Consider the following 13,722-nt stretch of genomic DNA (forward strand, 5'->3'; position numbering starts at 1 on the left):
CCGGTGCATCGGGCTTAGGCGGGACCGGCACGTCGGCCTTCGGCGGGACCGGTGCATCGGGCTTTGGCGGGACCGGCTTCGTTGCATCCGGGTGAGGGCAATGGCAGTTCATCACTTGGACCGTGACGTTCACGTCGGAACTGCTCCGGGCGTTCGGCTGCACGTCCTTGCCCGATGCGGGGTCTGGCCTGCGGGGCTCTGGCAGGGGTTTAGGCGTTACCTTAACCTCGGAGCTCGGGACCGCTGGATTGTTTGCTGGCTTGTCTTTCTGTACCGACACCTCAGGATTGGTCCCGGACTTGTCCTTGAGTGCAGTGTTCAATACCGGCGAGTTGGTCTCGGCTTTGTCCTTGGCTACAGTGTTCGGTACTTGCGAGTCAGTCCCCGCCTTGTCCTTGGCCGCAGTGTCCGGCACATTCGATTTACTGTCCGCCTTATCGTTCACCGGAGTATCGCTACTCTTTTCGGGTTTAGGCAGCGGGCCAGCATCGGGTACCAACTTGGGCATCCCGCCCTGTCCGGACAGCATGTTCCGTATGGCCTTGAATGCATATTCAAACAACTCGAACAACTTCTCGAGTGCATCCTTGTTGAAGGTGACGGTTCCATCCGTCACCACGGCGGGATTGTTTTTCAATACTGTGCCGGGCGTATTCGCCCGGATTTCGCCGGCGCTCTTGTCGACAGACTTTGGCAGGTCTGCATTCTGCTGATTGAAGTCATTAGTCAAGCGAGGGAAATTATTGACCGACAAATTAGACATAAACAAATCCTTATTCAGTGATTGCCAAAACTCCTTCAGCGGTCTGCAAACAGACCGTCCAGGTTCTGGACTGGAAACAAACCCGAGTGCTGCACACTCCCTACTTTCGTGGGTGTTGCGAGCATCGGGTTCCGAAAATCGGCCTTCACATAAGGAAATCAAATGAAAATAGAGACTTTATCCTATGGACTTTCCGTAAAACATCATGCTTACCCGGTGGTCGCCGTGGGCAAAATGGATATATCAGGCAACAGTCAGCCGTTAAGGCAAATTGATGAAATCACTCACCCACGCCAGTCATTCATATCTGTGTTATTGCGCGCGCCCCTCATACTCCAACTAACAAAACTTAAAAATATGCGCCGCTGACACCGCAAGACTCTGTAGCAAACAAGAAACTTGCTCACATATATAAAGCAATCAAAAAGCTCTAGTCACGTGCCCACAAACACTCGCTGTTAACGATCCGCGGCCTTATTTCAAGCAAAAAAAAGGGCGCCCACGGCACCCTTTCTTACTGAATTGAAACGCTTATATATATGTACTCAATTTTGCAGCGCAACCGAATCAGGCACCCCTAACAATCGTCCTACATGCTCCAGGTCGGTTTCCCGCCGCATCAGCGTAAATAGTTCAACTGCTTCGGGATAGTTGCGGGTCAGCATCGCCAGCCATTGCTTCAAGCGTCCCGGCGCCTGGCGCTCGGTCAATTGCTCAACGGATTGCCGCCAGAATTCCTGGAGCATGGGTTGCATCTGCGCCCAAGTCATCTCGACCACCTCTTCCCCGGCCCGCGCGGCAGCAATCTGCCGGGCCAGGTCGGGACGGGCCACCAGGCCGCGACCGAGCATGATGTCTTCGACACCACTGATTTCGCGACACCGCCGCCAGTCTTCAACGCTCCAGATATCACCGTTGGCGAACACTGGCACCTTGACCACCTCTTGCACACGCGGGATCCACTCCCAGTGCGCCGGAGGTTTGTAGCCGTCAGCCTTGGTGCGGGCATGCACCACGATATGTGCTGCGCCGCCTTCGGCCAGGGCCGTGGCGCACACCAGGGCACCGTCGGGGCTGTCGAAGCCCAGGCGCATCTTGGCCGTGACGGGAATATGTGCCGGCACCGCACGCCGTACGTGTTCGACGATCTGGTTAAGCAACTCCGGCTCCTTGAGCAGCACCGCACCGCCACGGGACTTGTTCACGGTCTTGGCCGGGCAACCGAAGTTGAGGTCAACCACCTGAGAGCCCAGCTCACACGCCAGGGCGGCGTTTTCCGCCAAACACACCGGGTCTGAACCGAGTAACTGCACACGCAGCGGCACGCCGGCAGCGGTCTTGGCACCGTGCAGCAACTCAGGGGCGAGTTTGTGGAAATAGGCAGGCGTCAGCAGGCGGTCGTTGACCCGGATGAACTCGGTCACGCACCAATCAATACCACCGACCCGGGTCAGCACGTCCCGCAGGATGTTGTCGACCAACCCCTCCATGGGCGCCAAAGCAATTTGCATGGAAAACACTCAACGAAAAACGTGGCGCAGTTTACTGGTTTCAGACGCTGGCAGGTAATTCGCCTTGCAGCGCAGGGCCATAACCCTCAAGAAATTCCGACGGCATGCGCTTGGGCTTGCCGCTGGACAGTTCGATGCAGACAAAGGTGGTTTGCGCTCGCAGCAAGGTAGCGCCATCACGCGGGCGTACCAGCTGGAAGCGTCGGGTCATTTTCAGGCGCTGGTCCCAGTCGACGATCCAGGTCGCCAACTGCAGCTCATCGCCCTCGTAACCGGCGGCGAGGTAATCGATCTCATGACGCACCACGGCCATCGCGCGATCCAGCCTGCGGTACTCGCTAAGGTCCAGCCCCAGGCGCTGGGAATGGCGCCAGGCGCAGCGTTCGAGCCAGGACACGTAAACGGCGTTGTTGGCGTGCCCCAGACCGTCGATGTCGTCGGCACCGACCTGCAGATCGATGATAAACGGCGTTGCCAAATCCCAGCCCATGGGGTGCTCCCGGTCGATTAATGTCGGCGGCGAGCAGTGTAACCCATGGCTCAGGCGGTTTGGCGCTCCGGCACGTGGCGGCCGGCCAGCAGCGCCAGCACGCCCTCGATCACACGCGGATCCGCCAGCACTTTCTGGTGCCCGCCCTGCTCCAGGCGCAGCAGGCGGCTGTCGAACCAGGCGTCATGGATGACCTGGCAAGCCTTGACCGAGACGAAGGTATCGTCTTCGGCATGCACGATCAGGCCCGGGATATTCATTTGATAGTGGGCGACATCGAGGTGCTTGAGAGGCATGCCCATCGTCAGCTCGACCTCCTGGATAAACGCCGAACGCGCTCGCGCCGGCAAACCGACCATGCCGGCAAAGCCGCGCAGCACGTCGAGAAACCGCGAGGGTGCGGCGATGCTGACCAACGCCTTGGTGCGCAAGCCCAACTGCACCGCCAACATCGCGCTGGCCCCACCCATGGAGTGACCGACAACCGCATGCAGCGGTGGCAGTTCGGCAGCCGCTTCCAGCATGGCACGGGCAAACAGCAGCACATGGGCTTCGCGCCCCGGCGAACGCCCGTGAGCCGGACCATCCAGCGCAACCACCGAATAACCCGCCTCCACCAATGCGCTGATCAGGCTGGCGAATTGCGTCGGGCGCCCTTCCCAGCCGTGCATCAACAGCACCGCAGGGCCCTGGCCCCACTTCAGCGCCGACAGGCCGAAACGCAAAGTGATGCGCTCGGACTGCGCCAGCAGCGGCAGCTCCCAATCACGGGGCGGCAAATCGCGAGGCGTCATGAACACCCGACGCATCTTGCTGGCCACCGTTTGCGGCGCCAGCCGGCCCAGGGTGCCATTGACGCCACGAATCCATTTCAACGTGCCCATCGCTCATCCCTCAGGCCAGAAGCCGTTCTTAACGCACTGCGGACTTGGCCGCACGCAATACACGATCCGATAACTCACCCGGGCCCAGGGCGCGGGCCAGCGACAAGCCGCCGATCATCAGCGCCATGTCGGCCAAGGCCTTGTCGGTGTCTTCCGGGCTGGCGGCCAGCTGTGCTGCCATCAGTTCGCAGTGTTCGTTCAAGGCCTGGCGAAATTCGTCCGGCAGGCGGCTCATCTCGCCCACGGTGGACGGGATCGGGCACGCCTGGCTGGTGGAGTCACGGTGTTTACGCGACAGGTAGAACGCTGCGACCAGCGCGCGACGCTCTTCACCGGTCAGCGAGGAGTCCATGTCATCGACGGCGGCGCGACGCCGGGCCAGCAACTCGGTGAAGGCCTCCAGCATCAGTGCGTCCTTGCTTTCAAAGTGCGCGTAGAAACCGCCGACGGTAAGCCCCGCCGCGCCCATAACTTCACCCACACTCGGCTCGGCCGGGCCGCGTTGTACCAGGGCGGCGCCGGCAGCTTGCAGAATGCGTTCACGGGTTTGCGCTTTTTTATCGTTCATCGTTGCCTCCGAATCTCATGCTTCGAATATTATTACCATAATAATATTTCGCAAGCCACAGGCATGACCATTGGTCAGAAGAACATTCAGGGAAAAAGGAAGGAGGGTTGGCCAAACGCCAGACAAACAAAAGGGCCATTCAATAATTGAATGACCCTTAAAAATCCCGCAGAGCGGGTAATCGTGGCGTCCCCTAGGGGACTCGAACCCCTGTTACCGCCGTGAAAGGGCGGTGTCCTAGGCCACTAGACGAAGGGGACACAAACCTTCTGTACAACTGATCAGCGCTGAGAACTGATCGAATTCAAGGACGGTGTGGCCAGACCTTGAACCTGTAAATTGGTGGAGCTAAACGGGATCGAACCGTTGACCTCTTGCATGCCATGCAAGCGCTCTCCCAGCTGAGCTATAGCCCCTCGTCGGTGAGGACGGGGCGAATCTTAATGGCGTATTCGAAACGTGTCAAATTTATTTTCAACAATTTTCAAAATTTTTTGCCGAGATAACAATCACTTACCGAGCAAACCCCGGAAAACCGGGGTTTGGCCGTTACAACGGCGTGCTTAAGCGATAGCGCCCAGCAGCTTTTCCCATTCCTTGTTTTCTTTCTTCGACACACCACCAAGCAAATCAAGGGCTTGGCGCAGACGGAAGCGAGTCAGGTCCGGGCCCAGAATTTCCATCGCATCGAGCACCGACACCGAACTCGCCTGCCCGGTGATCGCGGCAAACATCAGCGGCATCGCATCGCGCAATTTCAGTTCCAGGGATTCAACCACCGCCTGGATAGTCGCGGTAATCGCATCCTTCTCCCACTGGCGCAGGCTTTCGAGCTTCCACAGGATCAACTGCATCAACTGGCGAACCTGGTCACCCGAGAGTTTCTTCGACTCAAACAGCTTCACGTCCGGGTTCACGCCACCGGCAAAGAAGAAACTCGCCAACGGTGCGACCTGGCTGAAGGTCTCCACCCTGCCCTGCACCAGCGGCGCGATCTTCATCATGTACTCGGGGTTCAACGCCCACTGCTGCACGCGGCTGGCGAACTCTTCCACCGGCAGGTCACGCAGCCACTGGCCGTTGAGCCACGACAGCTTCTCGATGTCGAAGATCGGCCCACCCAGGGACACACGAGACAGGTCGAAGTTATCGACCATTTCCTGCAACGAGAACTTCTCGCGCTCGTCCGGCATCGACCAGCCCATGCGGCCCAGGTAGTTGAGCATCGCTTCGGGCATGAAGCCCATGCGCTCGTAGAAGGTCACCGAGGTCGGGTTCTTGCGCTTGGACAGCTTGCTCTTGTCCGGGTTACGCAGCAGCGGCATGTAGCACAGCTGCGGTTGTTCCCAGCCGAAGTACTCGTACAGCAGGATCAGTTTCGGCGCCGATGGCAGCCACTCTTCGCCACGCAGTACGTGGGTGATGCCCATCAGGTGGTCGTCCACCACGTTGGCCAGGAAGTACGTCGGCAGGCCGTCGGTCTTCATCAGCACTTGCATGTCCATGCGGTCCCACGGGATCTCGACGTCACCGCGCAACATGTCCGGCACCACGCACACGCCCTCGCTCGGCACCTTCATGCGGATAACGTGCGGCTCGCCGGCAGCCAGGCGCCGGGCCACTTCTTCCTTCGACAGCAGCAGTGCGCGGCCGTCATAACGCGGGGTTTCGCCACGGGCCTGCTGCTCGGCGCGCATCTGGTCCAGCTCTTCGGCGGTGCAGAAGCACGGGAAGGCGTGGCCCATGTCGACCAGTTGCTGGGTGTACTGCTTGTAGATGTCGCTGCGCTCGCTCTGGCGATACGGGCCGTGGGGGCCGCCGACGTCCGGGCCTTCGGCCCAGGTAATGCCCAACCAGCGCAGCGCATCGAAAATCTGCTGTTCCGACTCGCGCGTGGAGCGCAGTTGATCGGTGTCTTCGATCCGCAGGATGAATTCACCGCCATGCTGCTTGGCAAAGCAGTAGTTGAACAAGGCGATGTAAGCAGTACCTACGTGGGGATCCCCAGTAGGCGATGGCGCGATGCGCGTGCGGACGGTGGTCATGGCGGGTCTCGAATTGGCGATAAAACTGAAAATGAAACAAGGGGCGAATGGTAACAGCCCCAAGCCCTTGGGCTCCAGCGTGGGGAGGCGAACAAAGGGCATATGAGACAAGCTCCGGTCTCAAGTCTCGACATGGCTATTTGCCAGACCGTTCGCTGGCTATATTCCATTACCTTTTGTCGACGACATTATTGCCATGCCTGCCCCGCTCAAACGCCGCCTGTTTATCTTCCTGTTTATCGTGGTCCTGATCGCCGGGGGCTTTTTCGCCCAGTGGTTCTTCAAGGGCCGTTTTTATGAAAGCACCGACAACGCCTACGTCCAGGGCGAGATCACCCGGGTCTCCAGCCAACTGGGTGCGCGCATCGTCGAGGTGCTGGTGGGCGACAACGAGCACGTGGAAAAAGGCCAACTGCTGGTCAAGCTCGAAGGCGACGACTTCCACCTCGCCGTCGACCGCGCCAACGCCGCCCTGGCCATGCGCGAAGCCGAGCGTGTGCAGGCCCAGAGCAAACTGACCCAGCAAGCCAGCCTGATCGCCGCCGGTGCAGCCAAGGTCTCGTCCAGCCAGGCCACCCTCGGCCGCTCGCAGATCGACCTGAACCGCGCACAAACCCTGCGCAAACCCGGCTATGTCTCCGAAGAACGGGTCACCACCCTCGACGCCGACAACCACATCGCCCGCTCCCAGGTGACCATGGCCCAGGCCGACCTGCAGGGCCAGCGCCAGCAGGTCAACGCCCTGAACGCCGAGATCAAGCGCCTCGACGCGATGATCGCCAACGCCAGGACTGACCTGGCCCAGGCCGAACTGAACCTGACCCGCAGCGAAATCCACGCGCCCATCAGCGGCCTGATCGGCCAGCGTGCCGCACGCAACGGTCAATACGTACAGGCCGGCGCCTACCTGCTGTCGATCGTCCCGGACCAGGACATCTGGGTGCAGGCCAACTTCAAGGAAACCCAGATCGGCCATATGCAGCCTGGGCAAAAAGCCGAGCTGACATTCGACGCCTACAGCGATACTCCAATCGAAGGCCGCGTCGCCAACCTGTTCGGCGCCTCCGGCGCGCAATTCAGCCTGCTGCCGCCGGACAATGCCACGGGCAACTTCACCAAAGTCGTACAACGGATTCCGGTCAAACTGACCTTCGCCGCCGACAACCCGCTGCAAGGCAAAATCCGCCCGGGCATGTCGGTGACGGTCAAAGTGAACATCCAAGACCCGCACGATGGCCGGTGATCAACTGCTGCCGCCGGTAGGCGAACCGAGCCGGCGCGACTGGATAGCAGTCATGAGCGTAATGCTCGGCGCCTTCATGGCGGTGCTCGACATCCAGATCACCAACTCCTCCCTCAAGGACATCCAGGGCGCGCTGTCGGCCACCCTGGAAGAAGGTTCGTGGATTTCCACCTCCTACCTTGTGGCCGAAATCATCATGATCCCCCTCACCGCCTGGCTGGTGCAGCTGCTGTCGGCGCGTCGGCTGGCGGTGTGGGTCTCGGGCGGGTTCCTGATCGCCTCGCTGATGTGCTCCATGGCCTGGAGCCTGGAAAGCATGATCGTATTCCGCGCGCTGCAGGGCTTTACCGGCGGCGCGCTGATCCCCCTGGCGTTCACCCTCACGCTGATCAAGCTGCCCGAACATCACCGCGCCAAAGGCATGGCCATGTTCGCCATGACCGCCACCTTCGCCCCGTCCATCGGCCCGACCATTGGCGGCTGGCTCACGGAAAACTGGGGTTGGGAATACATCTTCTACATCAACATCCCACCGGGCCTGATCATGATCGCCGGGCTGCTGTACGGCCTGGAGAAAAAGGACTCCAACTGGGACCTGCTCAAAAGCACCGACTATCTCGGTATCCTTACCATGGCCGTGGGCCTTGGGTGTTTGCAGGTGTTTCTGGAAGAAGGCCATCGCAAGGATTGGCTGGAATCCAGCCTGATTGTCAGCCTGGGCACCGTCGCCCTGTTGAGCTTGATCACCTTTGTGATCGTGCAGATGTCCAAGCCCAACCCGCTGATCAACCTGCGCATCCTCGGCAATCGCAATTTCGGGCTGTCGAGTATTTCGAGCCTGGGGATGGGCGTGGGGTTGTATGGCTCGATTTATCTGCTGCCGCTGTACCTGGCGCAGATCCAGAACTACAACGCCCTGCAAATCGGCGAAGTGATCATGTGGATGGGGGTTCCACAGCTGTTTTTGATTCCGCTGGTGCCCAAGCTGATGAAGTACGTGTCGCCCAAATGGCTGTGCACCCTGGGGTTCGGGCTGTTCGGGTTGGCGAGTTTTTCATCGGGGGTGCTGAACCCGGACTTTGCCGGCGACCAGTTCAACCGGATCCAGATCATCCGTGCGTTGGGGCAGCCGTTGATCATGGTGACAATTTCGTTGATTGCCACGGCATACATCATGCAGAAGGACGCGGGGTCGGCGTCGAGCCTGTTCAATATTTTGCGAAACCTGGGCGGGGCGATCGGGATTGCGTTGCTGGCGACGCTGCTGGATGCGCGCACCAAGACCTACTTTGATTACCTGCGTGAGGCGATTGTGTCGACCAATCCACAGGTGGCAGAGCGCATGGCCAGGCTGACGGAGACGTTTGGCAGTGAGACGGCGGCGTTGGGCAAGTTGAGTGAGATAGCGCATCAGCAGGCGCAGATCATGGCTTACAACGATGCGTTCCATTTTGTAGGGTTGGCGCTGGGGATCAGTATGGTGGCGATCTTGTTGACCAAGGCGTTGCCGGCGGGGCTTAAGGCTGGGGAAGCCCACTGAAATAACCTGTGGCGAGGGAGCTTGCTCCCGCTGGAGTGCGGAGCGCTCCCAGAATTTTGGGGCCGCTTCGCAGCCCAGCGGGAGCAAGCTCCCTCGCCACAACCGTCATCACACAGCCAGCAACCGCTCCCGCAACTTGCCGATCTCATCGCGCATCTGCGCCGCCGCTTCAAACTCCAGATCCCGCGCCAACTGGTACATCTTCTCTTCCAGCTGGCGAATACGCTTGGTGATCTCGCTCGGCGAACGCAATTCCGCTTCGTACTTGGCATTCTCCTCCGCAGCCTTGGCCATACCCTTGCGCTTCTTGCTGCGCGAACCCGGCACCGTTGCGCCTTCCATGATGTCGGCCACGTCCTTGAACACACCCTTCGGCGTGATGCCATGCTCCAGGTTGTAGGCAATCTGCTTGTCGCGACGACGCTCGGTCTCGCCAATCGCGCGCTCCATGGAACCGGTAATCCGGTCCGCATACAGAATCGCCCGGCCATTCAGGTTGCGCGCCGCCCGGCCAATGGTCTGGATCAACGAACGCTCAGACCGCAGGAAGCCTTCCTTGTCCGCATCCAGAATCGCCACCAGGGACACTTCCGGCATATCCAGGCCTTCACGCAGCAGGTTGATCCCCACCAGCACATCAAAGGCGCCCAGGCGCAGGTCGCGGATGATTTCCACGCGCTCCACGGTGTCGATGTCCGAGTGCAAATAACGCACGCGCACGCCGTGGTCGGCCAGGTAATCGGTCAAGTCTTCGGACATGCGCTTGGTCAGCGTGGTGACCAGCACCCGCTCTTCCAGGGCCACGCGCTTGGTGATTTCCGAGAGCAAGTCATCCACCTGGGTCAACGCCGGGCGGATTTCGATTTGCGGGTCCACCAGGCCGGTCGGGCGCACCAGTTGCTCAACTACCCGCCCGGCATGTTCGGCCTCGTAGTTACCCGGCGTGGCCGAGACAAAAATCGTCTGCGGGCTGATGCCTTCGAACTCGTCAAAACGCATCGGCCGGTTATCCAGCGCCGATGGCAGGCGGAAGCCGTATTCCACCAGGGTCTCTTTACGGGAACGGTCACCTTTGTACATCGCGCCCACCTGCGGCACGCTGACGTGGGACTCGTCGATCACCAGCAAGGCATCGTCCGGCAGGTAATCGAACAAGGTAGGTGGCGCCTGCCCGGACTCGCGGCCCGAGAGGTAGCGCGAGTAGTTTTCGATGCCGTTGCAGTAGCCCAGCTCGAGGATCATCTCCAGGTCGAAGCGGGTGCGCTGTTCCAGGCGCTGGGCTTCCACCAGCTTGTTGTTGGAACGCAGGTATTCCAGGCGCTCCACCAGCTCAGCCTTGATGCCCTCGATGGCGCCCATCAGGGTTTCGCGCGGGGTCACGTAGTGGCTTTTCGGGTAGAAGGTGAAGCGCGGCAGCTTGCGGATCACCTCGCCGGTCAACGGGTCGAAGGCCGACAGGCTCTCGACTTCATCGTCGAACAGCTCGATGCGGATCGCTTCCAGGTCGGATTCCGCCGGGTAGATGTCGATCACATCGCCGCGCACGCGGAAGCTCGCCCGGGCGAAGTCTATGTCGTTGCGGGTGTATTGCAGGCTCGTCAGGCGACGCAACAGTTCGCGCTGGTCGAGTTTGTCGCCGCGGTCGACGTGCAGCACCATCTTCAAATAGGTTTCCGGGCTGCCCAGGCCGTAGATGCACGACACCGTGGTGACGATGATCGCGTCCTTGCGTTCCAGCAGCGCCTTGGTCGCCGAGAGCCGCATCTGCTCGATGTGGTCGTTGATCGAGGCGTCTTTCTCGATAAAGGTGTCGGACGACGGTACGTAGGCTTCCGGCTGGTAGTAGTCGTAGTAGGAAACGAAGTACTCCACCGCGTTGTTCGGGAAGAACGCCTTGAACTCGCCATACAACTGCGCGGCCAGGGTCTTGTTCGGCGCCAGCACCAGGGTCGGGCGGTTCACCTGGGCGATCACGTTGGCGATGCTGAAAGTCTTGCCGGAGCCGGTCACCCCGAGCAAGGTCTGGTGCGCGAGGCCGGCCTCAATGCCTTCGACCATCAGGCGGATGGCTTCCGGTTGATCGCCGGCGGGCTCGAAGCGGGTGACTAGCTGGAAATCCGACATAACGTACCTCTTGAGTCACCCCGGGGCCGGAAACAGCAACGGGGACGAAAAAGACCGCGACCCGCGACTGTTCGGCGCAGGTTGCAGGAAAAAACCATGATAGCTGTAGAAGTGGAGGCGAATGTGACGGGTTTCAAGGCAATCGTCCTACATGCCGTTGGTCACCCATGTTGCAATAAGACTAACGGTCGGTAAATAAACCGAAAAACTTGGCCGAAAAGCCGTTTCGGCTGTCGCCGTGAGCAGTGATGGCCTCTATACTAGCTCCCCGTTTGTGCACCGCTCTAGTGCATTCGGCTGGAGCGCGACACGTCCCTCCACTCTCTATAGAGCTGCCGCAAAAATGAGCCTGTTCTCCGCTGTCGAAATGGCACCACGCGATCCAATCCTGGGCCTCAACGAAGCATTCAACGCCGATACCCGATCCACCAAGGTGAACCTTGGCGTGGGCGTTTACTGCAACGAGGAGGGGAAGATTCCACTCTTGCGTGCCGTTGCCGAAGCGGAAGCCATTCGCGTGGCGCAACACGCCGCCCGTGGCTACTTGCCGATCGACGGTATTGTCGCCTACGACCAGGCCGTGCAAAAGCTGCTGTTCGGCGCGCAATCGCCGCTGATCAGCTCCGGCCGCGTCATCACCGCCCAAGCGGTCGGCGGCACCGGCGCCCTGAAAATCGGCGCTGACTTCCTCAAGCAACTGCTGCCCAACGCCGTCGTCGCCATCAGCGACCCGAGCTGGGAAAACCACCAGGCGCTGTTCGAAAAAGCCGGCTTCCCGGTGCAGACCTATCGTTACTACGACGCCGCCACCCATGACGTCAACCGCGCCGGCCTGCTGGAAGACCTCAACGCCCTGCCGCCACAGTCCATCGTCGTGCTGCACGCCTGCTGCCACAACCCGACCGGCGTCGACCTGAGCCCGGCCGACTGGCAACAAGTGCTGGACGTGGTCAAGGCGAAAAACCTCGTGCCGTTCCTCGACATGGCCTACCAGGGCTTTGGCGACGGCATCGACGAAGACGCCGCTGCGGTGCGCCTGTTCGCCGAGTCGGGCCTGACTTTCTTTGTGTCCAGCTCGTTCTCCAAGTCGTTCTCGCTGTACGGCGAGCGCGTGGGCGCCCTGTCCATCGTCACCGACTCCAAGGAAGAAAGCGCGCGCATCCTGTCCCAGGTCAAGCGTGTGATCCGCACCAACTACTCCAACCCGCCGACCCACGGCGCGGCGATTGTGGCGGCGGTGCTGAACAACCCTGAGCTGCGCGCCCAGTGGGAAGCGGAACTGGCCGAAATGCGCCTGCGCATTCGCGGCATGCGCGAGCAGATGGTGGCTGACCTGGCCAAGGCTGCTCCGGGCCACGACTTCAGCTTCGTCGGTCGCCAGCGCGGGATGTTCTCTTACTCCGGCCTGAGCGTTGAACAAGTGACACGCCTGCGCAACGAGTTTGGTATCTACGCGCTGGATACCGGCCGTATCTGTGTGGCGGCGTTGAACCAGAAAAACATTGATGCAGTGACCAAGGCCATCGTTCAGGTGCTGTAAGCCTGTTGTGATGCAAAAAAAGGGGAAGCCAATGGCTTCCCCTTTTTCATTCTGAAAACCGCGCCCCCTGTGGCGAGGGAGCTTGCTCCCGCTGGGATGCGAAGCGGCCCCAAAACCTGCCACCGTGAACTTTATGAATGAATGCGGTGCCTGAATTGGGGCTGCTGCGCAGCCCAGCGGGAGCAAGCTCCCTCGCCACAGGGTGGGTGGTTTGCCTTCAAGAGCGGGTGTTCAGCCCCTAAAAATTCGCTGCTTTCAGTCCGCTGCCCCTAGACTGACAGCAAGACAGTCCCTTCCCCTTGAGTATCCTATGAGAAACGACGACCTGGACCTGCGTGCCGACCGCGACGAACTGGACCACTTCACCCCGCGCCCACCCCCCGCCAAGCGCCAGAAAAGCCTGGTGCTGCAAGTCGCGCTCGGCGTATTCCTCGGTGGTTTGGCCTTGTGGCTGGTGCAACTGGGCGCCGGCGCCCTGATGGCCAAGCTGGCCATGGGCACCTTCCAGTTCGGCGGCTGACAAAGATCAAATGTGGGGGCCGTCGAGCTTTAGCGAGGCCGCGATAGCGGTGGGTCAGGCACCCTCAATGTCGACTGTGCCGACGCCTTCGCAGCCTCGCTGAAGCTCGACAGCTCCCACAGGGGATCTACTCCCGCCTTCAGTCCGCGCTCGTGTGGCTGGTTCAACTCGATCCAAGCAGTCCCCCTGCAATTTGGCGGCTGACAAAGATCAAATGTGGGGGCCGTCGAGCTTTAGCGAGGCCGCGATAGCGGTGGGTCAGGCACCCTCAATATCGACTGTGCCGACGCCTTCGCAGCCTCGCTGAAGCTCGACAGCTCCCACAGGAGATCTACTCCCGCCTTCAGTCCGCGCTCGTATGGTTGGTGCAACTCGTGCAAGCAGACACCTGCAATTTGGCGGCTGACAAAGATCAAATGTGGGAGCCGTCGAGCTTTAGCGAGGCCGCGATAGCGGTGGGTCAGGCACCCTCAATGTCGACTGTGCCGACGCCT

General features: G+C 60.4%; 12 protein-coding genes and 2 tRNA genes. 5 read left to right on the forward strand and 9 right to left on the reverse strand.

The genetic code is table 11. The annotated features are described in order from the left end of the window. The coding region (locus tag HX824_RS11100) for an adhesin (RefSeq protein ID WP_177054540.1) at positions 1-763 on the reverse strand (763 nt) is incomplete at its 3' end. A 162-nt stretch (positions 764-925) separates the two neighbouring features. On the opposite strand from HX824_RS11100, the gene HX824_RS11105 reads away from it, so the two are divergent. Continuing rightward, on the forward strand, positions 926-1,132 hold the full coding sequence (locus tag HX824_RS11105; protein ID WP_134326072.1) for a hypothetical protein: 207 nt from the start codon (positions 926-928) through the stop codon (positions 1,130-1,132). Between the two features lie 176 nt (positions 1,133-1,308). On the opposite strand, the gene HX824_RS11110 is transcribed toward HX824_RS11105, so the two are convergent. The 7 genes from HX824_RS11110 to gltX form a co-directional block, all read right to left on the reverse strand. Continuing rightward, positions 1,309-2,274: a tRNA-dihydrouridine synthase gene (locus HX824_RS11110; protein ID WP_177054541.1), complete on the reverse strand. Its 966-nt coding sequence runs from the start codon at positions 2,272-2,274 to the stop codon at positions 1,309-1,311. Between the two features lie 40 nt (positions 2,275-2,314). Beyond that, on the reverse strand, positions 2,315-2,764 hold the full coding sequence (locus HX824_RS11115; protein WP_003214456.1) for a thioesterase family protein: 450 nt from the start codon (positions 2,762-2,764) through the stop codon (positions 2,315-2,317). 50 nt (positions 2,765-2,814) lie between these two features. Next, positions 2,815-3,648 (reverse strand): alpha/beta hydrolase, encoded by an 834-nt coding sequence (locus HX824_RS11120; protein ID WP_003214459.1) that lies wholly within the window; start codon positions 3,646-3,648, stop codon positions 2,815-2,817. A gap of 28 nt (positions 3,649-3,676) precedes the next feature. After that, entirely contained in the window at positions 3,677-4,216 is a 540-nt protein-coding gene (locus HX824_RS11125) for a TetR/AcrR family transcriptional regulator (RefSeq protein WP_003214462.1), read from the reverse strand. A gap of 184 nt (positions 4,217-4,400) precedes the next feature. Continuing rightward, positions 4,401-4,476, reverse strand: a tRNA-Glu gene (locus tag HX824_RS11130). Between the two features lie 80 nt (positions 4,477-4,556). Beyond that, a tRNA-Ala gene (locus tag HX824_RS11135) sits at positions 4,557-4,632 on the reverse strand. A gap of 147 nt (positions 4,633-4,779) precedes the next feature. After that, positions 4,780-6,261 carry a glutamate--tRNA ligase gene (gene gltX / locus HX824_RS11140; protein WP_003214464.1) on the reverse strand — a complete coding sequence of 494 codons (1,482 nt, stop codon included), beginning with the start codon at positions 6,259-6,261 and terminating at the stop codon, positions 4,780-4,782. A 196-nt stretch (positions 6,262-6,457) separates the two neighbouring features. Between gltX and HX824_RS11145 the strand changes: the two genes are divergently transcribed. Continuing rightward, on the forward strand, positions 6,458-7,504 hold the full coding sequence (locus HX824_RS11145) for an HlyD family secretion protein (RefSeq protein WP_177040488.1): 1,047 nt from the start codon (positions 6,458-6,460) through the stop codon (positions 7,502-7,504). After that, the gene (locus tag HX824_RS11150; RefSeq protein ID WP_177054542.1) at positions 7,494-9,044 is read left to right on the forward strand and encodes an MDR family MFS transporter; all 1,551 of its coding nucleotides are present in this window, start codon (positions 7,494-7,496) and stop codon (positions 9,042-9,044) included. The genes HX824_RS11145 and HX824_RS11150 overlap by 11 nt, the downstream gene beginning before the upstream one ends. A 108-nt stretch (positions 9,045-9,152) precedes the next feature. Here HX824_RS11150 and uvrB read toward each other — a convergent pair whose 3' ends face one another. After that, positions 9,153-11,168, reverse strand: coding sequence for an excinuclease ABC subunit UvrB (gene uvrB / locus HX824_RS11155; RefSeq protein WP_003214470.1), 2,016 nt, complete (start codon positions 11,166-11,168; stop codon positions 9,153-9,155). Positions 11,169-11,511: 343 nt separating this feature from the next. Here uvrB and HX824_RS11160 point away from each other — a divergent pair, with 343 nt between their 5' ends. Both HX824_RS11160 and HX824_RS11165 read left to right on the forward strand, forming a co-directional pair. After that, the gene (locus HX824_RS11160) at positions 11,512-12,708 is read left to right on the forward strand and encodes an amino acid aminotransferase (RefSeq protein WP_177054543.1); all 1,197 of its coding nucleotides are present in this window, start codon (positions 11,512-11,514) and stop codon (positions 12,706-12,708) included. A gap of 310 nt (positions 12,709-13,018) precedes the next feature. Then, positions 13,019-13,228 carry a hypothetical protein gene (locus HX824_RS11165; RefSeq protein WP_017478782.1) on the forward strand — a complete coding sequence of 70 codons (210 nt, stop codon included), beginning with the start codon at positions 13,019-13,021 and terminating at the stop codon, positions 13,226-13,228. Positions 13,229-13,722 lie beyond the last annotated feature (494 nt).

This window comes from Pseudomonas sp. D4002, assembly GCF_013385665.1.
Lineage (GTDB): Bacteria > Pseudomonadota > Gammaproteobacteria > Pseudomonadales > Pseudomonadaceae > Aquipseudomonas.

Coding starts and splice junctions, on each gene's coding strand:
- HX824_RS11105 (WP_134326072.1), top strand. CDS start 926: ATGAAAATAGAGACTTTATCCTATGGACTTTCCGTAAAACATCATGCT.
- HX824_RS11110 (WP_177054541.1), bottom strand. CDS start 2,274: ATGCAAATTGCTTTGGCGCCCATGGAGGGGTTGGTCGACAACATCCTG.
- HX824_RS11115 (WP_003214456.1), bottom strand. CDS start 2,764: ATGGGCTGGGATTTGGCAACGCCGTTTATCATCGATCTGCAGGTCGGT.
- HX824_RS11120 (WP_003214459.1), bottom strand. CDS start 3,648: ATGGGCACGTTGAAATGGATTCGTGGCGTCAATGGCACCCTGGGCCGG.
- HX824_RS11125 (WP_003214462.1), bottom strand. CDS start 4,216: ATGAACGATAAAAAAGCGCAAACCCGTGAACGCATTCTGCAAGCTGCC.
- gltX (WP_003214464.1), bottom strand. CDS start 6,261: ATGACCACCGTCCGCACGCGCATCGCGCCATCGCCTACTGGGGATCCC.
- HX824_RS11145 (WP_177040488.1), top strand. CDS start 6,458: ATGCCTGCCCCGCTCAAACGCCGCCTGTTTATCTTCCTGTTTATCGTG.
- HX824_RS11150 (WP_177054542.1), top strand. CDS start 7,494: ATGGCCGGTGATCAACTGCTGCCGCCGGTAGGCGAACCGAGCCGGCGC.
- uvrB (WP_003214470.1), bottom strand. CDS start 11,168: ATGTCGGATTTCCAGCTAGTCACCCGCTTCGAGCCCGCCGGCGATCAA.
- HX824_RS11160 (WP_177054543.1), top strand. CDS start 11,512: ATGAGCCTGTTCTCCGCTGTCGAAATGGCACCACGCGATCCAATCCTG.
- HX824_RS11165 (WP_017478782.1), top strand. CDS start 13,019: ATGAGAAACGACGACCTGGACCTGCGTGCCGACCGCGACGAACTGGAC.